Here is a 24,865-nt window from a genome sequence, read left to right on the forward strand (position 1 = left end):
ATGAAAGAAAGGGATAATATGTTTTTAGCAGAAAAGACTGATATTTTAAAGGATTTTTTAGCAATTAGTAGATGAGAATCGGCTGTTACAATATTAATCTTTATAACGTTACAAATCTCATTATGAATCTTCTTGAAAAAAATAAAATTAAAATTTATGTACCGTGTATTGATAGGACTTGGTATCGGGCTTGTTTATGGTTTAAGTTTACAAGCAATTATTGGATTCCCTAATCAAAATGCATATAAGGATTACGAAAATAGTAGTCATAATTTATATTGAGTATATGAACTAAAAGTTTGAGCTGAATTCTTTAGTAAAATATTTATAAACGGGGTAAAACTGTTAACTATACCAATCGTATTTATAGCAATGTTTAAAATTACAGCAAAACCTTCATCTAAAAATGTCGGTATAATTACAATCAAGGGTATAGGACTTCTTCTATTGAATGTAGCCTTTGCTTTTGTTGTAACATTTGCGCTTGGAATGTTAACAAATGTCGGTAAAGTAGAAGGGTTATCTGTTTTTGATAATAATACTAATTCTGAAAAAGGAAAAAGCTTAGTTCCTTTGCCATCAATAATTTGAGGATACTTACCAGATAACTTTTTCTCAACAATGGCTGCAAGTTCAATAATTCCAGTTATGGTTGTTGGTGCACTTGCTGGTTTATCTGTAAAAATACTATCTAAAAGAAAAAGTGTTGAGATGGAAGCTGTTAGAAAAGCTATGGACACTGGATGAGATATAATCATATCAATTCTGATGACATTTATGAAATTTATGCCATTAGCAGTTATGTCTATGATTACTGTTTCGATTGTAACTAGACCGATAGGTATGCTTGCTGTAATTGGTAAAGTAATTGGTGTTGGTTATCTAGGGATATTAATCTCTATTGGTTGATTAACATTATTAATTTTCTTATCTGGTATGAAAGTTTCTGGGTGATGAAAAAGTGCTTGAAGACCGCTTATACAAGGTTTTGCAACTCAATCATCAAACGCAACATTACCAGTTACAATTGATACTATTAAAAATGATTTAAAAGTTGGTGAAGTTGCCGCAAATACTATCGGACCTATTTCTACAACAATGGGTCTAATAGCTTGTGCAGGTGTCCAAGCTGGCCTAGCAACAAGTATTTTATGAACAGGTACGGATTCAAGTTCGGTAGTTCATGAAATGGGGTTCATCGGATTTTTCCTAATATCTCTTTTAGTAACTATTATTGCTTCTCTTGGTATTGCTGGAGTCCCCGGTACTGCTACAGTAGTTACAGTTGGTGTAATTGGTGGTATTGGTTTTCCTGGGTTTACTGATTCTGTTTTAGCCTTCATAGCACCGTTAGATGGTTTGTTTGACATGGGAAGAACTGGGGCTAATGTTCTTGGTGCTGTTGCTGTTGCACCAATTGTAGCGAAGTCCGAAGGTCTCATAGAACAAGACTCGCCATTACTCGGATATAAAGGTATACTAAAACAAAATTTGATCTTGTCTAAGAAAAAAACGAAAGAAGCATATATCGAAAACTTGCAAAATATAAAGAAAACTTATGCAACTAAAGTATCAGACAAAGAAATTACAAAAGATCTTAAAGAACAATATAATTTAGAAAAACTAGAGGCATTAAAAGAACTTGAAAACTCTTATAATGTTGATAGAGCAAACTTGAAAGAAGCATTTATCGATCAAATTGCTTCCTACAAAAAAGGTGAAAATATAGAATAGGTGAACAGATAAACGCTTATTTTAAATATCAGTATTTTAAAAGTCATTTAGATTTGAGTTATTACCAAGTCCAAATGATTTTTTTATTTTCCTGCTATATTTCAAAGCTTACAGACGATATATTCATTGGGAGGAAATTATTATGAATAATGTAAATATAATCGGACAAATAGAGGGGACTCCGCAGCTAGTTTTCAACTCAAAAAATGGAGAGAAAAAGCTGTTTAAATTTATTTTAAGAGTTCCAAGAAATTATAAAAATAAAGATGGAATAATAACAGACGATTTTATAAATGTTAAAGTATGAAGTAATGTTTTGGGTGATGAGTATGAATATTATGATCAATCTTTTGTTGGAATTGAAGGAAGGATAATATCTTTTGGTTCAACTGATAGCGTTACCTATGGTAATGAAATAGTTGCCAACAAGATTATACATATAGCTTAAATGGAAAATGTATTGCTATACTTTTCACTAAAATATAGTGGAAACTGAGATAAGATTTACAAAGCTTTAGATACAAAGGAACGCATCTCAAAGGAAGAAATAACAAATGTATTGCAAAAAATAAATTGTAATTTTATAACGATTCTTAGCCCATTTTATCCAAACTCATTAAAATATATACATAAGCCACCATTTGTACTTTTCTATAAAGGAGATATAAATTTGATAAGTAATTATGCAAAAAATGTTGGTATAGTTGGTGGAAAAGAGATAGATGACTATGGAAAAACAAGAATAGCGACATTATTGCCTGATTTGAAAAAAGAAAATAAATTAATAATTACTAACGAGAATGAGGGTGTAAATGAAGAGGTTCTTGATATATGCAAAGAGAAGTCACTTGAAACTATATTCATTTTAAAGTCTGGAATCAAGGATTATTTAGATAAAACATTAGATATAGAACATAAAAACATACTATTCATTTGCGAGTGTTATGAGGTTAGTCAAGATAAAACAGATGATTATATTGAATATTCAAACCGATTATTATGTGGACTTTCTAAGGGTATTGTTTTCGTTCAATTTAAAGAAGCTGATAATTTTAATAATCTTATCAACTGTGCTCTCAATGAAGGGAAAGATATTTTTGCTATACCATCTGTGTCTGGTGAGCTAAATGGAACCAATAAATTGATCAAAATGGGTGGAAAGTTGATAGAAACTGCAAAAGATATAGTAAACGACATTTAAAGTGGTATAATAATTTCGTGGTAGAAATATCACACTTGTAAGGTTTATACCTAATAATTTTTAAATTAACTAATCATTTTATTCCCGACACACAAATGATAGATTTATTTAATAATTGAAAAAAGAGATTTTAAATCTCTTTTTTTTATTTTTAATAAAAATTAATATTCAATTGTATTTTCTACAAATAGGTTCATAATAATTATTAAATATGAAAGAAAGCGGAGGTTCTTATGAATAATAATGATAACAATAGCTCGAACTCTCAATCTTTAGTTACTCAAAACCCTGATAAAACATCCTCAAACCCAACTTTTAAAACTAAAAAAAACAAAGGAAGTGGTAAAACATTTTTTGGAATAGTTTTCAATTATTTGAAAAGACACCCTTTAATTGCCTTTAGTTTGTTTATAATCACTGGATTGTCTGCTGTAACTACCGTTGTAGGACCAAAAATAATACAAAACATGATGGCCTGCCTTATGATTCCTGCTATCGTTGCTAGTCGCATTGGTAGTGGAAGTATTGATGAAAATGGTTTGAATTCGATTTTAGAAAAAAATAGTGAAAACTCATTAAGTGTTCATTATAGAGGTAATGGATACGAAAATTCTCAATTATTAGATTCAAAGAATTATTACACAGACTTTTTTGGATTACAACTTGGTTGACAAGAGTGAATTTACTTTCAGTTAGCACTTTTTGTAGCATTAGGACTATTTACTTTTATTTCCAATTTTATTGCTGGTATTATGGGTAAAAATATAGAAATAGAACTAAGAAATAAAGCACTTGAAAAACTTGTTAAACAAGATATGAGTTATTATTCTGATAAAAAAATAGGAGAAATTCTTACAAAAATAGTCTCAGATACACAAATTATTGGTGACCAAGCGCAACAAGTTCCTGTTACATTGTTATCAGCTATATTTACATTTTTTGGTTCTCTTGGAATGTTATTAACAATAGATTTAAAATTAACAGGAATTTTAGTAGCATTGATGTTAATAATATTAATAACAATGTTTTCAACTTTTGGAATAGTAAAAAAACTTATGTTTAAAGTTCGAGACTCTATAACAAATATAAACGGTGATGTTACAGATAGAATTGCAACTATTAGACTAATAAAAGCTTCTGGTACTGAAGTTTATGAAACTGAAAGATTTAAGCGAATTCACAATGATTATTATAAAAAATCTTTTAGTCTTATCTCTATGCAGTCGACTATTATTACTGTTATGATTGCTGGTATTTCTTCAATCCAAATGGTTGTTGTAATCTCAGCGGCACTATTATACAATGACCAAACGCAATTGCTTTCGATTATACTTTCATCATTTATAAGTGGTGTTGGTACAATGGTTGGTCCTATTATGCAACTAGCTAGAGTTACTGCTGGGGTTGTGCAAGCATCGACAGCTTCGTTCAGAATTGATGAAATTATTAGATCTAAATCTATATTAGATCCACATTATGAACCAGAAGAAGGTATGCAAATAGATAAAATTAGTGGAGACATTATTTTACAAGATGTTGAATTTAGATATCCAGAAAAACCAGATAAAATCATATTACCAAAGTTCACATTCAAATTTGAACATGGAAAGAGTTATGCTTTTGTTGGGGAAACAGGAAGTGGTAAATCCACAATATCTAAACTATTGTTAAGATTTTACGACCCTAGTGAAGGTAAGGTTTTAATAAACAATAATATAGATTTAAAAGAAGTTAAACTTTCTACTTACTTAGATAAAGTTGGTTATGTTGAACAAGAACCACAAATATTATTTGGAACTGTTCTAGACAATATCAAATATGGAAATTTCAATGCAACTGAAGAGGAAGCTATTGAAGCATCTAAAAAGGCGGAATTACATGAGTTAGTAATGACTTGACCAGACGGTTATAACACTATTTTAGGTGAACGAGGGTTTATGTTATCTGGTGGTCAAAAACAACGTTTAGTAATTGCTAGAATGATTTTAAAAGATCCAGAGTTATTAATTTTAGATGAGGCAACAAGTGCCCTAGATAATATTGTTGAAAAAGAAATACAAAATGAACTAGATAAACTTATGAAAAATAGAACAACCGTATCAATCGCTCATAGGTTAAGTACTATAAAAAATTGCGACCAAATAATTGTTTTAGCCAGAGATGTAGGAGTTGTACAAATAGGTACATTCAACGAGCTAAAAACTAAAGAAGGACACTTCAAAAAACTTTACGAAGCTGGATTAATGGAATAAAAATGGCTATGCCATTTTTTTATTTGCTATAATTAAGTAATGAAAAAGAGAATTAATATTATTGGTGCTGGTCTTGCGGGCTGTGAAGCTGCTTGACAACTAGCAAAAAGAGAAATTGACGTAAGATTATTTGAAATAAAAAGAGTGCAAAAAAATCCAGTGCAAAAACTCGATTCTTTTGCAGAGCTTGTTTGTTCGAATACACTTAGATCATTAGATAATAAGAATGCTGTTGGTACTTTAAAAGAAGAAATGAAACTATTTGACTCATTGATTTTAGAAGCGGCTTATTATGCTCAAATACCAGCTGGAGGAAGTCTTGCTGTTGACAGAGAAAAGTTTTCAAACTACATAACAAATAAACTTGAAACAAATAAATATATCGAAATTCTGGATGAGGAAAAAGTCACTTTGGATGATGATGAGATAACATTAATTGCATCCGGACCACTAACTACCGATAATCTCCAGAATGAAATTATAAAGTTACTTGGTAAAGAGTATTTTTATTTTTATGATGCAGTTGCTCCGATAATAAAAAAAGATACTATAAATATGGACATTTGTTTTAGAAAAAATCGTTATGATAAAGGAGAAACGGAAGATTATATAAACTGTCCGATGTCTGAAGAAGAATATAAAAAATTTTATGATGAGTTGGTAAATGCTCAGTTGGCTGAAAAGCACTTAGATAAAGAAAAGAATTTAAAGTTTTTTGAAGGGTGTATGCCAGTCGAAGTTATGGCAAAAAGAGGTTTCAACACTCTTAGATTTGGTCCTCTAAAGCCAGCGGGATTGAGTAATATCGATGGGAGCAAAAATTTTGCAGTTGTGCAATTAAGACAGGATAATGCAAAAGATGATTTGTATAATATGGTAGGATTTCAAACTAATTTAACTTGAAAAGAACAGAAAAGAGTTTTTCAACTAATTCCAGGCTTGGAAAAAGCTGAATTTGTTCGTTATGGAGTTATGCATTTAAATAATTTTATTAACTCTCCTGCATTACTGAATAACTACAATCAATTGAAAACTAAAAAAAATATATTCTTTGCAGGACAAATTACAGGGGTTGAGGGATATGTAGAGTCTTGTAGTAGTGGCATTATAGCTGCAATTAATATTTATAAAATGATTAATGATGAACCGCTTTGTTCTTTCCCGAAAGATACAGTTATGGGTGCTTTACAAAACTATATAATAACAACTAGTGAAAAAAACTTTCAACCTATGAAAGCAAACTGAAGTTTAGTCGAAAATATGGTGATTGATAATAAACTTAAAAAAGAGGAAAAGAGAGAATTATACTCACAAAGAGCAATTTCTAGTATGAAAGAATTTATAAAGAAAAATAATATTTTGTAAATTTGGGTAATAATTTCATTTATTAGTTTATTTATACAAAATAATTGTATTGAACACAACTTTGGTCTAAAATTATCAAGTCTATTTAGAGGTGAAAATGAAAAATTTTGAAAAGGAAAGTTTGTTTTGATATGGTTTGCATATCATTGCAAAGAATAACGCAGAATTAAAATACTATATTGTTACACAAAAAGACTTAATATCTAGTTTATATCCTTTAACATATTTTGGAGTCATACAATATACCCTTTATAGAGGTATAAAAATCAGTGAAATTCCATTAGAAGAAACTAAGGAATATGCTGAATATATTATTGAAAATATTGAAAAATTACATAAAGTAAGATATAGATTTGTTAAAGAAAAACCAAAAAAGTTAGTAATTAAAGATGAAGAAACTGAAAATTTAGTTTATGAACTGATTTCAGGTCTACTTTTACCTTATATCAATAACTATTGTTTTAGAAAACCAAAAGATTTGATTAAAATATCAAAAGCCTATGTAAGAGAAGCTTTGTTTAATTATGAATACGACATTAATCATGAATCTGATGATGGAAAACTTAAGACTAGTGCATTATATCCATTTTTGTTTACATTGAATCTAATAAAAAATGGTGAAAAACAAGGTTTATTTCAAAGAGTCCATAAATATTACCAAAGAGATAATTTGATTAGAAAATATAAATCTGGCAGAGACTGAAAACCAAAAGAAGTTGAATATCTTCAAGAAACAATTGAATTGATTGAAAATGATGAAGAGTGAAGTTTATTTTTAAGTAATTTTACAGCATCTAAATGAGATGATTTTGACATGAAAGAGCGTTTCAAAGCACTTTTCCAGTTAACTAAGGTTACAACAATTTTAATGAAAGATGAAATAACAGCTGTTACAATGCTTTCGGATGGTGGAGAGGTATTTGAGATGCTAGAAAATTATTTACCTTACTTTTTATACTTAGACAAAATTCAAGCAAACAACAAAATATTGGATGACTATACATCAGAATCTAAAGATGTATTATCACCGTTTTCTCATCAACATATGAACTACAAAATTTTGAAAACATATATTAGATCAAAGGGAACTAGACATATACAAGTAGATTTCAATAAATTAGTTACAATTCACGAAATTGTTTGATATGTTTTTTCTGAAATTAGAACAATGCTTTTGGTTCATGAGTATTTACCTAAAGTTATTAATAATCATGTTCAACAGAAACGAAAGCTTTATGTCGAAATCTTAGAATTATTTACAGAGGTTAAGGAAAATAAATTTAAAGAAAGAATAAACTTTGAAAATATGAATGAAGGGACATTCTTTATGAGTGAGGATGAATTGATCGAAGCCTCACAAATTGAATTTGATAACTCTAAACAATTACAAGAAAATGTTCTTTTGCATAAACTTGGAAAAGTATTAACATTTTTATTATCAATCGAACCAGAAACTGCAAGATCTTTTGATTACAATTTGGAAGAATTGATAAAGTATGTCATTATACTTTTTGGACCACATCCATTAGGACACACTGTACAAACAACTACTCTAATTGAAAATATCTTTGCAAATTTCAAAAAACTATGTTTAAATTATGAAGGTGAAAAATCAAAGAGTGATGATTTAACTTTGAAGTTTCAATCATCACTTGAATTACCACTAAAATTATTAAATTGAAAAAAAGACTAAAAAAGATAGCAAAAATAACTTTCTTTTGTTATTATATTTTTGTCTTGTTGATGCCCACGTAGCTCAGTAGGATAGAGCATGCGCCTTCTAAGCGTAGGGTCAGAAGTTCGAATCTTCTCGTGGGCGCCATTATGAATTCAAAACACCTTTGGTGTTTTTTTTGTTTTCAAATAAAATACTTTGTTAAGTAAAAATACTTGACAACATAATTTATTAATATATTATTATTAATGTATTTATATAGAGTAAGGAGGAACTTATGGTAAAACTAAGATTAAAAAGAGCTGGTAAAAAAAGAGCTGCTTTTTACAGAATTGTAGCCTCAGATTCACGTGTTAAACGTGATGGTGAATACATCGAGTTAATAGGAACTTACAACCCAATAAATGGTGTTGTAGATCTTAAAAAAGAAGTAGCACTAAAATGAATGCAACAAGGAGCACAACCAACCGATACTGTTAGAAACATTCTTTCAAAAGAAGGTGTAATGACAGACTTGCACAATGCAAAATTGGAACAAAAGAAAGCTGCACCAAAAAAAGAAAAAGTTGCTAAAAAAACAGTGGCTAAAACTAAAGTAGCTAAAAAAGACGAGAGTAAATAATGAAAATTGTATACGAGATCTTGAATGATTTTATTTCGGATCTTTTACCCAAAGATATTATCTATATTCTAAAAGAGAAAATTGAAACTAAGAAAACCTACGAATTCATTTTAGTTATCGAAGATAAAATTGAAATGAATTTAAGAGAAACTATTTTGGGAATAATTAAATCTTTACAAGATTCGATGAATCTGAATCTCTCGATTCAAGAAAAAAAAGTTGAAATTGAGGTCGAGTTTTATGAGTAACCTTGAAGAAAAACTAATTAGTGTTGGAAAAATTATTTCAACACATGGTATTAAAGGTGAACTTAAGATATGAATTAATAGTGACTTATCAATAAAGAAGGATTTACTCAATAAAAAGATTTTCTTGAAAGATAAGTCAAATAGTATTGAAGTTTATTGTGTTGAAAAGTTTCATATTTCAAATAACAAGCATATTTTAAAATTAAAAGACATCAACAATATCAATACGGCATTAACTTATAAAGACTGAGAAGTTTACTTTTTAAAAGAAGATGATTTATTTGAACTATATACTTCATTGATAGATTTTCATGTACTATTTGAAAATAGTAGTTATGGAAAAGTTATTGATGTTATGTATAATGGAGCACAGGATTTGGTTAAAGTTTTGAATAATGATAATCAATCTATATGAGTTCCTTGTGTAGACAGGTTTGTCGAAAAAGTTGATTACGAGTCAAAAACAATTACTTTAAAGAATATAACGGAGCTTATCTAAATGAAGTTTTCAATAATAACCTTATTTCCAAATTTGATTAAATCTTATATATCTGAATCTATTATAAAAAGAGCTTTAGATAAAACAAAGATAGAGATTGAAGTAGTTGATTTAAGAAATTACACAAACTATAATCACAATCAAGTAGATGACTATCAATTTGGTGGTGGAAAAGGTATGGTTTTAATGGTGGAACCAGTTGTAAATGCGATTGAAGCTTGTAAAACTGAGGATTCGTTAGTAATTTTAACAAGCCCTCAAGGTAAAACTTGGAAACAAGAATTTGCTAGAAACTATGTAGAAAAGCATAAACATCTAATAATAGTTTGTGGGCATTACGAAGGTTTTGATGAACGAGTTCTTGACTACGTTGATATAGAAGTTTCTATAGGAGATTATGTATTAACTGGTGGAGAACTAGCTAGTCTTGTATTGATTGATTCAATATCTCGAGTGGTTCCGGGTGTTATTTCTGAAGAGTCACACATTAATGATAGTTTTGAAAATAATCTATTAGATCATCCAGTTTATACTAAACCCGTGGATTTTAGGGGCAAAATAGTCCCAGATGTACTGCTTAGCGGCCATCATGCAAACATTCAAAAGTTTCGTCAAGAAGGCAGATTAAGAAATACTTATATTAAACGACCAGACCTATTAAAGGATGAAAATTTATCAAAAACAGATATCGAATTTATCGATAATCTAAAAAATACGAAAGGAGAAAATTAGTTATGAACATGTTATCAAAAAACACAAAATCTTTAATTGATGAACAATTAAACTCTAATTTACCAGAATTCACATCTGGTGACACAATAAGAGTCAATGTAAAAATTAAAGAAGGTGAAAAGTATCGTATTCAAGCATTTGAAGGTGTTGTAATTAAAACTCAAGGAAGTGGAATATCTTTCTCAGTTTGTGTAAGAAAAAACTCTAACGGTGTTTTTGTGGAAAGAACTTTTCCAGTTCATTCACCAATTATTGATTCTATAGACGTTTTAAAACGTGGACGTGTGAGAAGAGCAAGAATTTACTATATAAGAAAATTATCAGGAAAAGCTGCTCGTATTAAAGAAGTTGTTACTTCTAAAACAAAAGATGCTGCATTAAAAAACTCTATGAAAAAAGCAGTTAAGTAATTAACTATAAAAACCATGATAAATGGTTTTTTCTTTTTTAAGTATGTTATTTCTTAATCGATATTAGTATTGTATAATATGTTGTGTTAGTAGGTGGTTTGATGAGTGCAAATTTTTACGATAATCTAATTTTAATGATTGAACAGAATATCAAGAACAGAGATTTTGAGAAAGCACTGGAATTAATAAACGAAGAACTAAGTGTACCCTACATACCTAGCGATATAGAAAGTAAATTGCAAAATTATTTGAAAGATCTTGAGAGCGAACTATCTTCAAAACTAAATAACGATGGTTCTATTTGAACATTAAATAAAATATCTTCTGTAATGAAGCAAGTATTAGACCAAGAAATTCAATTACTAGCTTTCGACGCTTTACGTAGTTTTAATGCAAGAATGATACTGCCTGATATTAAAGATTATTTAGTTTCTGACCTTGTTAAGGATGAGTTCAAAACTTTTCTAATTTTGGTTTTATTAGAACAAAAACTAGATGTAGATTTAGTTGTAAAAAAAGGTGCTAAGTCATTTAATATAAACCCCGCTACTTTTGATGTTTCAAAATTTAATCAGGTTATCAACGAGGTCGATATAAAATTAAATATTTTGGTTTATGATAAAAATCCAACACTATATAATATTTGTAAACACATTGCAGAATCATATCTTTACAGCATATTCCCGAACTTTGAGTTTGAAGGTTATGGAATCAATGAAATTTTGGTGTGCGTAATTATGACTGCAAAAAAATCATTAGGAATAAATAACGAATTAAAAGATTTCGAAAATATTGATTACAATTATGAAAAAGCAATGATATTATTAAACGAGTTTGATAATTTATTTTAGGAGAAAAACATGAAAAAAACAACATTTAACGAAGAAGACTTCATAAAGTTTCACGACACAAAAAATATAATGATGCAATTATTTGGAATAACTTGTTCAGTTTGTGGAATTGATGAAATAGGATATGTGGCATCAAATTCACCAAAATCATTGGGGGATTTGGCTTTTGACGCTTTAGAAAATAATCCAAGCATTTCGGATGAAGAACTAGATAAACTGATGGAAGATCCAATAGAAGCATGACAAGAAGTTGATGATTACAATGCATCTATCGGGATGCCAACTTTTACTTGCGATAATTGTTATCAACAATTAATAGATGGAGAGATACAAATTTCTTCAATTGAAGAGGAATAAAGAATGAAGTTTGTAGATTTAGCTTATTTTAATATCAAATCTGGAAAAGGTGGTGATGGTGCCGTCTCTTTTCGTCATGAATTATATGTTGCAAACGGAGGACCAAACGGTGGTGATGGTGGAAAAGGTGGCGATGTGATTTTTGTTGCAGATGAAGGAAAATCTTCACTATTAGATTTGAAATTGCAAAAGTATTATATTGCTGAAGATGGTTACAAGGGTGATATTAAAAATATGCATGGGAAAAATGGTAAAGATATAGTAGTTAGAGTTCCGGTTGGAACTGTTTTGTTCAATGCAGATACAAACGAAATAATAGCAGACTTCGACCATAACGAACAAAGACAAGTATTAGCTTTAGGTGGAAAGGGTGGCCGTGGAAATGCAAGATTTGCTAACTCACGTAATAAAGCACCAACAATTTTTGAAGCCGGTGACCCAGGAGTTAATATAAATATCAAAGCAGAATTAAAAGTCTTAGCAGATGTTGGTTTTGTTGGCTTACCAAATGCTGGTAAATCAACGTTGCTTAGAGCAATTTCAAACTCCAGACCACAAGTAGCTGATTATCCATTTACAACATTGAACCCACAGCTAGGGGTTACAAGAGATAAAAAAGGTAGAACCTTCACAGTGGCTGATTTACCAGGTCTTATTGAAGGTGCTAGTCTTGGTAAAGGGTTAGGTCATGAATTTTTGAGACATATTGAAAGATGTAAAATTATTTGTCATGTTATTGATATGTCTGGTAATTATGCTTCTGAAGATGTCATAAAAAATTACGAATTGATAAAAAAGGAGCTTCTAAATTACAACCTAAATCTTGAAAAGAGATCTGAGATCATAGTTGCAAACAAAATGGATATTGAAGAAGCTGAAATCAATCTACTTTATTTCAAAGAAAAGTATAAAGATAAAACTATAATTGAAGTTTCGGGTTTAAATAAGTATAATATCGATAAATTATTAATGGAAATCGGTTCTTTGTTAGAAGTTGTGAAAGATGAACCCTTGTGGTTAATTCCCGATGAAAAAAAAGCTGACTTTAAACTTTATACTTTTGAAGGAGATACCAAAGACGTTAAGGTTAAAAACTTAGGTAATAGAAAATGAATGATTGAAGGTGAAGATGTTTATAAAATACACCAAAAAACTCCTATCTCCACTCACGATAATTTATTATTATTCAATGAAAAGTTAAAGCGTATCGGGGCCTATGATTTACTCAGAGAAAAAGGCGCTAAAAAAGGTGATTTGGTTAAAATTTATGATATTGAATTAGAATGGATGGATTAAATTATGTATTTAGAAAAATATTTAAATGAAGTAGTAGATTGACTTAGAATGACCGTTAAAAATACAGGAGTTTCTGGCTTAGTTGTTGGAATTAGTGGTGGTATAGATAGTGCAGTTGTTGCAGCATTAGCTAAAAAAGCTTTTCCAGATAACTATTTGACAGTGTGGATGCCATGTAATTCATCGGTGTTGGATGAAAATTGTAAAAATGAGTTGATAGAAAAACTCGACTTAAATTGTATAGACGTAAATTTGACAAATACTTTTGAAACTATCAAATTAGCTCTTAATGCTAGTGGGGTTGAACAAAGTATTTTAGCATTAGCAAATTCAAAAGCAAGACTAAGAATGACAACACTTTATTCAATAGCACAAACCAAAAATTATTTGGTTTTAGGTACTGATAATGCCGATGAATGACATATAGGTTACTTCACTAAATTCGGAGATGGTGGGGTTGATTTATTACCAATAATTCATCTTTTGAAGAGGGAAGTTAAGGAAGCTGCTAAAATATTAGGAGTTCCAGAAAGTATCATAAATAGAGCTCCAACAGCTAGTTTATGAGAAAATCAAACAGATGAAGAAGAAATAGGCTTTGGTTATGATTTAATAGACGATTATTTACTTGGCAAACCTGTTCCGATGGATGTTGAGGAACGAATAAAATATCTACATAAAATATCTAGTCATAAGAGAACTAGTGCACCCGTTCCTCCAACTTTAAAACGACCTTAATTGTGCGTAACAAAATATATTTTGGTAAATTGATAGACTAAATTATATTTTTATTAGATAATAAAACATATGAGGAGAATTATATATGACAGAAACCCAAGCAAATGAAATTAGCAAGTATATCGACAGTCTACCTGACGAAACAGCTGATAAAATGTTTGAAGAATTAATTGCTGGAATGAGTTTGTATTTTGCAGTCGTTTTATTCGGAGAAGAAATAGAAAATGTTTATGAAAAACTAAAAGAAAGCGGTAGTTCTTTAGAAGATATCGCAAAAGAAGTTAAAGCTAATGAAGTTGGCGAAGATGAAATTTATGCAGCATTAATGGGAGCATTAGAGGATGAAAATAATGCAGAGGACTTCGCAGAAGATTGTGTTGAATCAATCGCATTTAATCCTGAATATCCAGAAGAAATAATTAATAAATTAAAAGAGTTAGAAATAGAAGCATCAGACTTTTCAGCTAACTTAATCGTTACTTTTAAAGATCAATTCATTGATTTCTTTGTTAATGACCTAGACGTTATTGAATGAAAAAACGATATTATTGATGCATTAGTAGCTAGTTGAGAGTAAAAAATTTCCATATTTATGGAATTTTTTTATTTGATGTTGATAACTTTGAAAACTATTTTTTTTGATAGAATTTATAGAAATATGAACTTCAATTATGTTAATATTTTATTGATTGTAGATAGGGTAGTTTGCAATTATGGGCTTTAATATAAAGGTGATCGTATATGTGATTAGCTAGCAGTACTGTTTTTAAAGTATTAAATTTCGAAGTTCAATTATGGGTTATTTTGTTAATTTTCGCTATAATTGGTTTAACTTCTTTAATTTTATATATTTTCGTTTTATTGAAAAAAAATAGAAAGTATTTATACGAAAAAACTGAAGTAACCGCTAAGGATTTTAAAAGATTAGAAAAGTTTGAACAACTAAGAAATGACTTTGAAATTGAGTTGGCTAAAATAAAAAAATATATGAAATCTCAAAAATAATTTATTACAGCTCATAAAAGGGGGTTTTTTATGAGTTTATTCAATGTTTTTAAATCTACTGTAGACAAAGAAAGTAAGAACCAACATAATAATGTTGGTGCTTTTGACGTTAATTCAAATAATGGATATGGATTTAATCAAAACATTCAACAAATTAATAACTCAACGCCTCAGTTTAATAGCACTTTTAATAATGAACTTGCTAATTACCAAAACGGCCTTGTAAATCAAAAAAATATGACCGATGGTTATTATTTACCAAGAAATAACACTTTGAGAGAAAAAGAAGTTGACACATATAATAAACAGTTCAATGCATCGCAACAATATGCAAATGTCAACCAAATGACACCTCCAAGCAACTACCAAAATGCTAATATACAGAATCTAAACTACGAACCTTATAACTACTACCAACCAAGACAAGATGTTTATGGAGGTCAAATACCACCAAGACCAGTTGAAGAAAACTATAACTTTTATAATAATGAAGCAAGCACTTTACAAAAAAATGATTACAATCCAAATAATTATGCTCAAAATGTACCTTATCAAAATAGATATGTTCAAGATGATATCTACCATAATCAATTACAACCTAATTTAATTTATGGTGCTCAACCCCAATTTCAACCTAATTTTCCTGAACAAATAAGATACGATAGTCAACATTATGCAGCCAATAATATGAATTATGGTTATAAAGAATTCACAAATAATAGACAATTTTATAACCAAAATAATCAATACGGATATAATCAAAATTATAACAATAACATGCAACCCTCAAATAACTATAATCAGTACAATGATTTAAGTTATAAAGCAAGAATGAAAAAAGCTAACATCATACCAGCGGCAATTGGCCGTGAAATAAGAAGTGAGAAGCTACGAATCTTTGCTTTATTTTTATTAGGAACTATTGGCATAATTGTCACATCATTTATGTTAGCTATTTATTACAAAACAATTGGTGTAAAAGACTCAAAATGACTTGGATTTAACTATGAAAAAGTTATGTATCCGTTCTTTTCGATTTTTTTTCTTATCATATCGATATGTTTTTTTGGTATCAGTACATCTGATTACACTCTGCTTCATTCTAATGTCAAGAAATATGAACAGGGATTACTTTATGGAATCGAAAAAGTACCTTATTTCATAACTAGAAATTATCGTTCTTTATTATCAAGAAGTATTTATATTAATTGAATTGCATTCTCAACTTATATTTGTGGTTCAATAAGTTTGGGTATTTTATACGGTTTCCAAGCTATGCATGATAGTGATAAACCATTACATTTCTTTTTCTGGGAAATCGGTAAAGTTACAAAATCATTTTCATCAGATATCACTGTTAATATAATTGTTTTATTGGTAATGCTATCTGCACATATTTTGAATATAATCACATCAAGATCTAGAAAGAATAATATTATTTCATATTATGGATATGAAATAATTCCACAACAAGAAATAACTAAAATCAAAAAAAGAGCTAATAGAAGATGCTTAATTATATTTTGTGTTACAATGGCTTTAATATTATTTGTAATTGTTATTCCTTGACTGATATTTAGAAAGAAAAAAGGGTTATCACTTAAACCATGAGCAGCAAAATAGAAAATAGAAAAATTGAAAGCTTATATGTTCATATACCATTTTGTGAACATATTTGCTTTTTTTGTGATTTTGTAAAGGTTATTAAACCAAAAGAGGGAAAGGCGATTTTTAATTACTTAGAGAAATTAGAATCTGAAATAAATAGTTATGGAAAGAAACTAAAATTCATTAAAACCATCTATATTGGTGGTGGAACACCAAGTTGCTTAAACGAGGAGCAAACAATTAAGTTATGTGAGATATTAAAACCACTTGTCAAAGAGACTGAATTTGAATATACTATTGAGATTAACCCTGAATCCCTAACAGAATCGAAACTAGAGATTTATAAGAACTATCATATAAATCGTCTAAGTATAGGAGTTCAAACATTTGACAATAAGTTATTAAAAAAAATAGGTAGAATCCACGATAATAAAATGGCGATAGAAAAGTTTAAGTTAGCAAGAAGTTTTGGCTTTAACAATATTAGTATTGATTTGATGTACAACTTATTTGATCAAACAAAAAAACATATTGAAAATGATTTAAACTATATTAAATCTTTAAGACCAGAACATATATCTTGGTATTCATTGATAATGAAAGAAGATTCAGCATGAGGAAAAAAACAACTTAAATTACCAGATAATGATGAATTATTTGACGATATTGTTAATGAAGGTTTAGTTAAATTAGGTTATAAAAGATATGAGATTTCTAATTACGCATTAAATGGAGCATATTCTAAACACAATACAAGCTATTGAAACAACTCCCTTTTTGTTGGTGTTGGAGTAGGTGCTACGGGTTTTGAACAAATTGATGGTGATTATTATTTAACTTCCAACAAGGGGAAAGTAGATAAGTATTCCAAAAACTATGAAAAACTTACCACCGATGATTATTATTTTCAAATCTTAATGATGGGTTTAAGAATGATTGACGGCATTGATATTACTGTTAGCAAAAACATTGATGCCTATAAACATTTTTATGATTTAATTCAAAAGAAAATTAAAGAAAATCTTTTAGAAATTGTAGATAACAAATTAAGATGCACAACGAAAGGATTTAATATTTTAAACGAGATATTAATAGATTTTTTATAATGAAAAAAGTATTGCTTGTAGTAGATTATCAATTTGATTTCGCTGATCCTAACGGACAATTATATGTTGATGGTGGTGAAACTTTAAAAAATGGAATTTTAGAAAGAATAGCAGATTACAAATCTTCCAACGATTACATTGTTTTTTCAGGTGACTTCCATCCAAATAATCATGTATCTTTTAATTTATGAGGTAAGCATTGTTTGGCTGGCCAAAATGGTTCAAACTTTTATGTTGATGCTAGTGATGCAGACTTGATAATTAAAAAAGGGACTGATCGTTTCTCGGATAGTTATTCCGCTTTTTATGTTTCTGAAAATGTTGAATCAACTTTGAATGATTGACTTATTGAAAGAAATGTAAACTTTATAGAAATTTGTGGTTTGGCGCTCGATGTTTGTGTTAAAGAAACATATTTAGATGCGAAAAAGTTCGGATATAATTCAATAGTTAATGAGAACTTATGTAAACCCTTAGATAAAAACTTCAAATTTATTCCATAAAAATATTGTTAACATATCTGTAAAGTCACGATAGTAATTATAGGGGGCTTATTATGGAGAAAAATATAAATACGTATGAAAATTTATCAAGTAGTTATATATTTTTACATTTATTAACAACAAATAATAAGACAAATCCAATACCACTAACACTTGATTTTTTAAACGAACCGCAAACTAGGATAGAAAAAAAATATGATTTATTATTGTTAGACGCTATCAAGAATGTTTGTTTTAAAAAGGTGAGTAAAGCAATTAACGAAGATTTTGAAAATAGTTTCATATTAAAAGGTTTACTTTATATAATTAAAAAACAAACGGTTAACATATTTGAAAAGCATTTTGAAGGTTTGGACCTTATAGCAGAGTTCGTGAGATTAAAAGCAGCTTGTAAACTGTTCACTAATCAAATACGCTATGACCCTAATCTTTGATTAACAATTGATAAAAAAGAAAGGCATAATTTGCATAACAAAAAAAATAAAGATAATTTTGATTGAAACATGGCACTACTATTACTTGATTTTGATATATTGAAAGATATGGGAATTGTTTTCATTGAAAAAGAAAAACAAGTACTAAAGGATCTTCTAGAAATTAAAATGATTGATTCGTTTGAAGATACGAATGAGCGGTTGATGAACAATCAAGGTTCTTATTTACCAATAAAAATGTTTCTATTGGAAAAAGAATTATTAACGAAAGAAAAAAATTTAACAAGAAAAAGAAAAAAGATGGACAAGATTATTTTTTCTACTTTTATGCAAATGATTTGTTTATTCATTAGAAAAAATATAAAAAAAGCATATTTGAAATAAATTTACAAATACTTACTATTGAAAAAACTCTAAGTTTTAAAAAAATAGTAGGTATTTTTTTTATATTTAGTTAATATATGTTTGCAAGGAAGTGGTTTGATGGAGTTAAGAAGTGTATTTAAACTTATTAAAATTAGTATGCCTGATATGAATCAACATAATAAAACGATAGCTAAATATTTATTAGAAAATTTAGATAACAGTGAAAAAATAAACTTAAAAGAAATATCTGAAGGTACTGGTCAAAGCAAAGCCACTATCTTTAGGTTTTGCAGAAACCTTGGCTTTCAAGGATTTGCAGAGTTTAGAAAAGTGGTTAACGACTTAAATAATAACTATATATATTCCAATCATGAAATAGTAATCCGTAATTTATACAGAAAAGATTTAGATGAATTTTATGATTTTTATTTCTCAATTTTAAAATTTCAAAAACAATCTATCAAGTCACTAATTTATGAAAACAAAATTGAAGCTTCGTCTATTCTTATTAAAAATGCGAAAAAAATAATCATAGCAGCTTCTAATATTAATTACAACCAAGCTATTGATTTTAAAAATAAATTGGTTGCTCTTGGATTAAATTGTTTTTTAGAACAAGATTACAGAACTTTAATTTCCTTAGGGAATATTTCTAATGAAGATGACCTGTTTATTACTATTTCTCTATCAAACTTGAATAAATCTGTTCTTTCTATTGGTAAGTTGGCCAAAAGTAACAATGCAAAATGACTTCATATAGGTACAAAGAAAAACTCACTCGAAGATCCAAATATAGATATGATGTTAACTTTTGAATCTAATGAAAGTCAGCTTTGAAATTTATATAGTTTGAGAGGTGAGGGATTATTTCAAATCTTGAATCTTGTATTTGCCTCATTGTTAAATCACTTACCTGAGAAGCACGATTAAATATATTATTTAAACCAATTATTAATAAAGGAACTAAATTTGACAGGTTTGATTAAGCAACCTTTATTTTTTTAAAGGAACTAATCAATCCTCATTTTGCTCAACTTTTGAGTCAAGGAGAAAATTATGAAAATATTTATTGTGAAAGATTTGCCATCAGATATAGAAAAAGTTATTCTTCAAAAAGATGCGGATTTAAAGGAATTTGTTTTTTATAAAAAGAATAATCTTAATTATTTCAATTTAAGTTATTTAAAAAATAAAACATTATCTGAAAAATATAATGTTATTAATGATCTAGTAATGGATATTAGTTCTAATGTTGTGCTGGATTTTAATTTGATAGCAGACAAAGATTTAAATTCTACTTTTGCGGTACTATTTAATTTGGTTTATTCGAATTATGGAAAAAGATATTCAAAGAAAACCATAAACAAGAATAAACCTAAAAACTTTTGATTTTATAAAAGCAACTTTACTGAAGAGAACTTTGTTTATTTTAATTTTTTAAAAGTCTGCTATGAAGCTCAAAATTTAGCCTGTAATTTAGCAGACAGTGTTTTAAATTTAGAAGGAGATACAGATATTTTTTACAAAACCCTCCAAAAACTTTGTATTTTAAACAAAAATCTCTCATTAAGGACCTATAATGAAAAACAGTTATTAGATTATGGAATGGCTAGTTTATTAGCCATAAACAAAGAATCTAGGGTTCTTGTAATTGAATACAATGGTGACACTTGTTCTAAGGAAAAAATTGTTATAATCGGCAAAGGAATTACTTCTAGTGACGAATCTATAAACATATATAATATTGACGACTTTATATTAAGGTTAGATAAAAGTGGTGCTACTAATGCATTTGCTGTAATCGATGCTTGTAGTAAATTATCTTTGAAACTAAATATTGTTTGTTTGATTCCAATATTACAGAAAATTAATAACATAAACTCTATACAGTCGGGTGATATTGTTATTGCACACAATAAAAAAACTATTCAAATTGAAGATAATAATTTAAAAGGAAGAATAGTGCTTGCTGATCTAATTTCGTTTGCATGCACCGAATACAAGCCAAGGGAAATAATTACAATCGCCACTTTAGGAAGCTCTATGAAAACCGTTTTAGGAAAGCATATAACAGGGTGTTTCACTAATAATATTAAAAGAGCAAGAATTTATGAGAAGTATTTCAACTTAGTTGGTGAGGATTTATGGATTTTACCAATTCATTGGAGTACTAAAAACTCAATTAAAAATTCTGTTCTAGCAGACTATACAAGTAGTCCAAAAAATATAGATAGTAATAATCCATCTATTATAGCGGCTTTTTTAAATGAGTTTGTTCCAAAGAATGTTATCTTTATACATTTAGATATTTCAGGAACTCATTCTTTAGAAAATAGAGCAACCGGAAGCTCAGTTAGAGGATTAATTAATACCTTTTACAATGATTCTTTGAATATTAACCCTAATTTTGATTAATATATCAATATCATCTATAAGTTATTGAAAAAAACAAGAAGGCATAAGCCTTTTTTTGTGATTTTGCAAGAATATCTGGCTAGTTTTCTTATTATTCTAGTTAGATTGGCGAAAAAAAAAAAAAAAATTAGCACTTAATTGTTGACAATGCTAAAACAAAATGTCAATATATTAATGATTAGCAATATCACTATAAGAGTGCTAATCAGGAGGAATAGATTATGGATTTTACACAAAGACCAGACCCTTTAAATGATCCTGAAATACTAAGTAAATATACTAGGGATTTGACAAAGGACGCGAAAGAAGGAAAAATTGACCCTATTATAGGTAGAGATGATGAAATAATGAGAGTCATCAGAATATTAAGTAGAAAAACAAAAAATAACCCAGTTTTAATAGGTGAGCCTGGTGTAGGTAAAACAGCTATTGCAGAGGGGCTTGCTCAAAGAATTAATAAAGGAGATGTTCCAAGTGTACTTAAAAATAAACGTATTCTAGAATTAGATATGGGTAGTGTTATGGCTGGTGCAAGCTTCCTTGGTGACTATGAAGCAAGAATTAAAGGAATTGTGAATGCCATTCAAAAAGAAAATGGTGAAATCATACTATTTATTGATGAATTACATCTTATAGTTGGTGCAGGTAAAACTGGTGGAGGCGGTGGAATGGATGTCTCTAACCTTCTTAAACCATCACTTGCCAGAGGTGGATTAAAAGCCATTGGAGCAACAACGCTTAAAGAATACCGAGAATATATAGAAAAAGATGCAGCTCTTGAGAGAAGGTTTCAAAAAGTGTATGTTTCAGAACCTACAGTGGAGGAAACAATCTCAATATTAAGAGGATTAAAAGAGAAGTTTGAAACTTATCATGGTGTACGTATTCACGATAACGCCTTAGTAGCAGCTGCTCAATTGAGTAATAGATATATCTCAGATAGATTTTTACCAGACAAAGCAATCGATTTAGTCGATGAAGCTAGCGCAACAATCAAAACAGAACTTGCGTCTGTTCCAACTGAACTTTATCAAATAAATAGACGAGTAGTTCAATTAGAAATAGAAAGAGCTGCATTATCTAAAGAGACTGATGAAAAGTCTCTTGAAAGAGCAGCTATTAACGAAAAAGAATTATTTGCTTTAAAAGAAAAACAAAAATTATTAAATGATAAATGAGAAGAAGAAAAGAAAGCTCATGAAAAAATTAATCAGCTACGCTCAACAATGGGTCAACTTAAATTAGAACTTGAACAAGCTCAATCAGAAGGTAAGTACCAAAGAGCTGGTGAAATTCAATATTCACTTTTACCTGTGATTGAGAAACAATTGAAACAAGCTATTGTTGAAGATGAAAGCAAGTTACTTTCTGAGGAAGTAACAGAAAAAGAAATAGCATCTATTATTGCTAAGTGAACTGGAATAGCTACTGAAAATCTAATGGAATCTGAAAAAGAAAAACTATTAGGCTTGCCTACAAGTTTAAGAAAAATGGTAAAAGGACAAAATCAAGCAATAGAAGCTGTTGCAGATGCAATATTAAGAAGTAGAAGTGGGATTAAAGATCCAAGTAAGCCTATAGGAAGTTTCTTGTTTTTAGGACCTACTGGTGTTGGAAAAACCGAAGTGGCTAGAAGCTTAGCTAAGTTGTTATTTGGTAGTGAGAAAAAAATGATAAGACTCGATATGAGTGAATATATGGAAAAACAATCTGTTTCTAAATTGATTGGTTCTCCACCAGGATATGTTGGGTACGAAGAGGGTGGTAGATTAACAGAAGCTGTTAGACGAACACCTTATTCAATAGTATTATTTGATGAAGTTGAAAAGGCACACCCCGATGTATTTAATGTATTACTACAAGTTTTAGATGATGGGCGTATAACTGACTCACTAGGTAAAACTATTGATTTTAAAAATACAATAATAATTATGACTTCAAATATTGGTTCAGAATATCTTATGTCAACAGAAAACGAACTAGTAGATGAAAAAGTCATTGAAGGAGAATTAAGAAAATTCTTTAGACCAGAATTTTTAAATAGAATTGATAATGTAATAAGATTTAATCCATTATCAAAAGACATCATCAGAGAAATTATAGAAAAAACTTTAAGTGAACTCAAAGATAGAGTTTATGAAAATAATGAATATATAATAAACTTCACTGAGGAATCTATCAAAAAAATCGCTGATGAAGGTTATATTAGAGAATATGGTGCTAGACCACTTAAGAGATACATAGAAAAGAATATCGAGACAGTAATAGCAAGAGCAATTGTATCAAATGACATACAACCAAAAAGAAACTATGTTATAGATGTACAAGATGGTAGATTTGTTATCTCTACATCAAATAAATTAAATTAGCACTTGAATATTTAGAGTGCTATTGATAAACTTAAAGAGAATTGTTAAGGAGGTTAATATGTTAACTGAAAGACAAGAACAAATTCTACAATCCATTATCGAAGAATATATTAAATCAGCTTCTCCTGTTGGATCAAAAAGAATTCAAGAAGTACTATCAATTAACATATCTTCTGCAACAATTAGAAATGAATCGGCATTTCTGGAAGAACAAGGTTACTTAGAAAAAGCACACACTTCTTCTGGTAGAGTTCCTTCTACAAAGGGTTATAGATATTATGTTGATCACCTCATGAAGTCGAATGATATGGAAGAAGTAAAACTTCAAATTGAAAATATTTTTAAAACAAGAGGTTCTACTATTGATCAAGTTCTAGAAAAAACTTCATTGATATTAAGTGAAATGACAAAGTTAGCAACTGTTGTAGCAACATCTAGAAACACAACAGAAGTTGTATTATCTAAAGTAGAATTAGTACCATTGTCTGGTTCTAGTTCAATAGTAGTCTTCGTTTTGTCAAATGGTCAAATCGAAAATAAGATTGTTAACTTAGATAAAGTAACTTTGAAAGAGTTAAAAATATCAATTGATCTTTTTAATGAAAGACTTGTTAACTCAAAAATCTCAGAGATAGAATTTAAATCAAAAGCTATCATTCCAGTTTTAAAACAACAGGTTAAAAAGTATGAATTCATTCTCCAAACTTTTATCAATGCACTTTTACATACAGGTACTTCACAATCTAAAACAAGCGGTGTTAAGTATTTACTTGAGAATCCTGAATTCAATGACCCAATAAAAATAAAAAAAATTATAGAGTTTATAGAGAGTACTTCGCCATTTGCATGGTTTAATTCTCAAAATAAAAATGCCAACAAGGCATCAGTAGCAATTGGTTTTGAGACGGGTCTAGGAAACGATGATATAGCAGTTGTTGGTACTAACTTCCCCACAGAAGGTGGGGGAAAAGGTACTCTGGCTTTAATTGGACCTAAAAGGATTCAATATGATAAAGTTTCTGATCTTTTAGAATGGATTAGCAAAAAAATAGAAGACAAATTCAAAGAAGGAGAATAAT

Annotated in this window: 25 protein-coding genes and 1 tRNA gene; all 26 read left to right on the forward strand. The window is 29.0% G+C overall.

The window, feature by feature from the left end:
* Positions 1-1,734, forward strand: a complete 1,734-nt coding sequence (locus AAHM92_RS01645; RefSeq protein WP_500222809.1) for a dicarboxylate/amino acid:cation symporter — start codon at positions 1-3, stop codon at positions 1,732-1,734.
* A 142-nt stretch (positions 1,735-1,876) separates the two neighbouring features.
* Positions 1,877-2,182: a single-stranded DNA-binding protein gene (locus AAHM92_RS01650; protein WP_023789106.1), complete on the forward strand. Its 306-nt coding sequence runs from the start codon at positions 1,877-1,879 to the stop codon at positions 2,180-2,182.
* Positions 2,183-2,935 (forward strand): DNA-processing protein DprA, encoded by a 753-nt coding sequence (locus tag AAHM92_RS01655; protein ID WP_500222811.1) that lies wholly within the window; start codon positions 2,183-2,185, stop codon positions 2,933-2,935.
* A gap of 233 nt (positions 2,936-3,168) precedes the next feature.
* Entirely contained in the window at positions 3,169-5,187 is a 2,019-nt protein-coding gene (locus AAHM92_RS01660) for an ABC transporter ATP-binding protein (RefSeq protein WP_500222812.1), read from the forward strand.
* Positions 5,188-5,226: 39 nt separating this feature from the next.
* Entirely contained in the window at positions 5,227-6,552 is a 1,326-nt protein-coding gene (gene trmFO, locus AAHM92_RS01665) for a methylenetetrahydrofolate--tRNA-(uracil(54)-C(5))-methyltransferase (FADH(2)-oxidizing) TrmFO (RefSeq protein ID WP_500222814.1), read from the forward strand.
* A gap of 97 nt (positions 6,553-6,649) precedes the next feature.
* Positions 6,650-8,245, forward strand: a complete 1,596-nt coding sequence (locus tag AAHM92_RS01670) for a hypothetical protein (RefSeq protein WP_500222816.1) — start codon at positions 6,650-6,652, stop codon at positions 8,243-8,245.
* Positions 8,246-8,297: 52 nt separating this feature from the next.
* Positions 8,298-8,374, forward strand: a tRNA-Arg gene (locus tag AAHM92_RS01675).
* 130 nt (positions 8,375-8,504) lie between these two features.
* On the forward strand, positions 8,505-8,849 hold the full coding sequence (gene rpsP / locus AAHM92_RS01680; RefSeq protein ID WP_023789111.1) for a 30S ribosomal protein S16: 345 nt from the start codon (positions 8,505-8,507) through the stop codon (positions 8,847-8,849).
* Positions 8,849-9,097 carry a hypothetical protein gene (locus tag AAHM92_RS01685; protein WP_500222818.1) on the forward strand — a complete coding sequence of 83 codons (249 nt, stop codon included), beginning with the start codon at positions 8,849-8,851 and terminating at the stop codon, positions 9,095-9,097. Before rpsP ends, AAHM92_RS01685 begins: the two co-directional genes overlap by 1 nt.
* Entirely contained in the window at positions 9,090-9,596 is a 507-nt protein-coding gene (gene rimM, locus AAHM92_RS01690) for a ribosome maturation factor RimM (RefSeq protein WP_500222820.1), read from the forward strand. Before AAHM92_RS01685 ends, rimM begins: the two co-directional genes overlap by 8 nt.
* Positions 9,597-10,328, forward strand: coding sequence for a tRNA (guanosine(37)-N1)-methyltransferase TrmD (trmD, locus tag AAHM92_RS01695; protein WP_500222821.1), 732 nt, complete (start codon positions 9,597-9,599; stop codon positions 10,326-10,328).
* An 8-nt stretch (positions 10,329-10,336) separates the two neighbouring features.
* A complete protein-coding gene (gene rplS, locus AAHM92_RS01700) occupies positions 10,337-10,738 on the forward strand; it encodes a 50S ribosomal protein L19 (RefSeq protein WP_051372151.1) in 402 nt (133 codons plus the stop codon).
* Positions 10,739-10,839: 101 nt separating this feature from the next.
* Positions 10,840-11,589 (forward strand): DUF3196 family protein, encoded by a 750-nt coding sequence (locus AAHM92_RS01705; RefSeq protein ID WP_500222823.1) that lies wholly within the window; start codon positions 10,840-10,842, stop codon positions 11,587-11,589.
* Between the two features lie 9 nt (positions 11,590-11,598).
* Positions 11,599-11,946, forward strand: coding sequence for a hypothetical protein (locus AAHM92_RS01710; protein ID WP_500222825.1), 348 nt, complete (start codon positions 11,599-11,601; stop codon positions 11,944-11,946).
* A gap of 3 nt (positions 11,947-11,949) precedes the next feature.
* Positions 11,950-13,242, forward strand: a complete 1,293-nt coding sequence (gene obgE / locus AAHM92_RS01715) for a GTPase ObgE (RefSeq protein ID WP_500222827.1) — start codon at positions 11,950-11,952, stop codon at positions 13,240-13,242.
* A gap of 3 nt (positions 13,243-13,245) precedes the next feature.
* Positions 13,246-13,980, forward strand: a complete 735-nt coding sequence (gene nadE, locus AAHM92_RS01720; protein WP_500222828.1) for an NAD(+) synthase — start codon at positions 13,246-13,248, stop codon at positions 13,978-13,980.
* Positions 13,981-14,065: 85 nt separating this feature from the next.
* A complete protein-coding gene (locus tag AAHM92_RS01725; RefSeq protein ID WP_023789120.1) occupies positions 14,066-14,557 on the forward strand; it encodes a hypothetical protein in 492 nt (163 codons plus the stop codon).
* Between the two features lie 164 nt (positions 14,558-14,721).
* Positions 14,722-14,985 carry a TIGR04561 family membrane protein gene (locus AAHM92_RS01730; RefSeq protein WP_023789121.1) on the forward strand — a complete coding sequence of 88 codons (264 nt, stop codon included), beginning with the start codon at positions 14,722-14,724 and terminating at the stop codon, positions 14,983-14,985.
* A 30-nt stretch (positions 14,986-15,015) separates the two neighbouring features.
* The gene (locus tag AAHM92_RS01735) at positions 15,016-16,608 is read left to right on the forward strand and encodes an MSC_0882 family membrane protein (RefSeq protein ID WP_500222831.1); all 1,593 of its coding nucleotides are present in this window, start codon (positions 15,016-15,018) and stop codon (positions 16,606-16,608) included.
* Positions 16,593-17,699, forward strand: coding sequence for a radical SAM family heme chaperone HemW (gene hemW / locus AAHM92_RS01740; protein WP_500222832.1), 1,107 nt, complete (start codon positions 16,593-16,595; stop codon positions 17,697-17,699). Before AAHM92_RS01735 ends, hemW begins: the two co-directional genes overlap by 16 nt.
* On the forward strand, positions 17,699-18,202 hold the full coding sequence (locus tag AAHM92_RS01745; protein ID WP_500222834.1) for an isochorismatase family protein: 504 nt from the start codon (positions 17,699-17,701) through the stop codon (positions 18,200-18,202). Before hemW ends, AAHM92_RS01745 begins: the two co-directional genes overlap by 1 nt.
* Before the next feature lie 53 nt (positions 18,203-18,255).
* Entirely contained in the window at positions 18,256-19,020 is a 765-nt protein-coding gene (locus AAHM92_RS01750) for a hypothetical protein (protein ID WP_500222835.1), read from the forward strand.
* Positions 19,021-19,119: 99 nt separating this feature from the next.
* Entirely contained in the window at positions 19,120-19,932 is an 813-nt protein-coding gene (locus AAHM92_RS01755; RefSeq protein ID WP_500222837.1) for a MurR/RpiR family transcriptional regulator, read from the forward strand.
* A gap of 126 nt (positions 19,933-20,058) precedes the next feature.
* Positions 20,059-21,417, forward strand: a complete 1,359-nt coding sequence (locus AAHM92_RS01760; protein ID WP_500222839.1) for a M17 family metallopeptidase — start codon at positions 20,059-20,061, stop codon at positions 21,415-21,417.
* 221 nt (positions 21,418-21,638) lie between these two features.
* Positions 21,639-23,786 carry an ATP-dependent Clp protease ATP-binding subunit gene (locus tag AAHM92_RS01765; protein WP_023789128.1) on the forward strand — a complete coding sequence of 716 codons (2,148 nt, stop codon included), beginning with the start codon at positions 21,639-21,641 and terminating at the stop codon, positions 23,784-23,786.
* Between the two features lie 58 nt (positions 23,787-23,844).
* Positions 23,845-24,864: a heat-inducible transcriptional repressor HrcA gene (gene hrcA, locus AAHM92_RS01770; RefSeq protein ID WP_023789129.1), complete on the forward strand. Its 1,020-nt coding sequence runs from the start codon at positions 23,845-23,847 to the stop codon at positions 24,862-24,864.
* Position 24,865 lies beyond the last annotated feature (1 nt).

Origin of the sequence: Spiroplasma endosymbiont of Melanargia galathea, from assembly GCF_964031075.1 — a bacterium.
Classification (GTDB): domain Bacteria; phylum Bacillota_I; class Bacilli_A; order Mycoplasmatales; family Mycoplasmataceae; genus Spiroplasma_A; species Spiroplasma_A apis.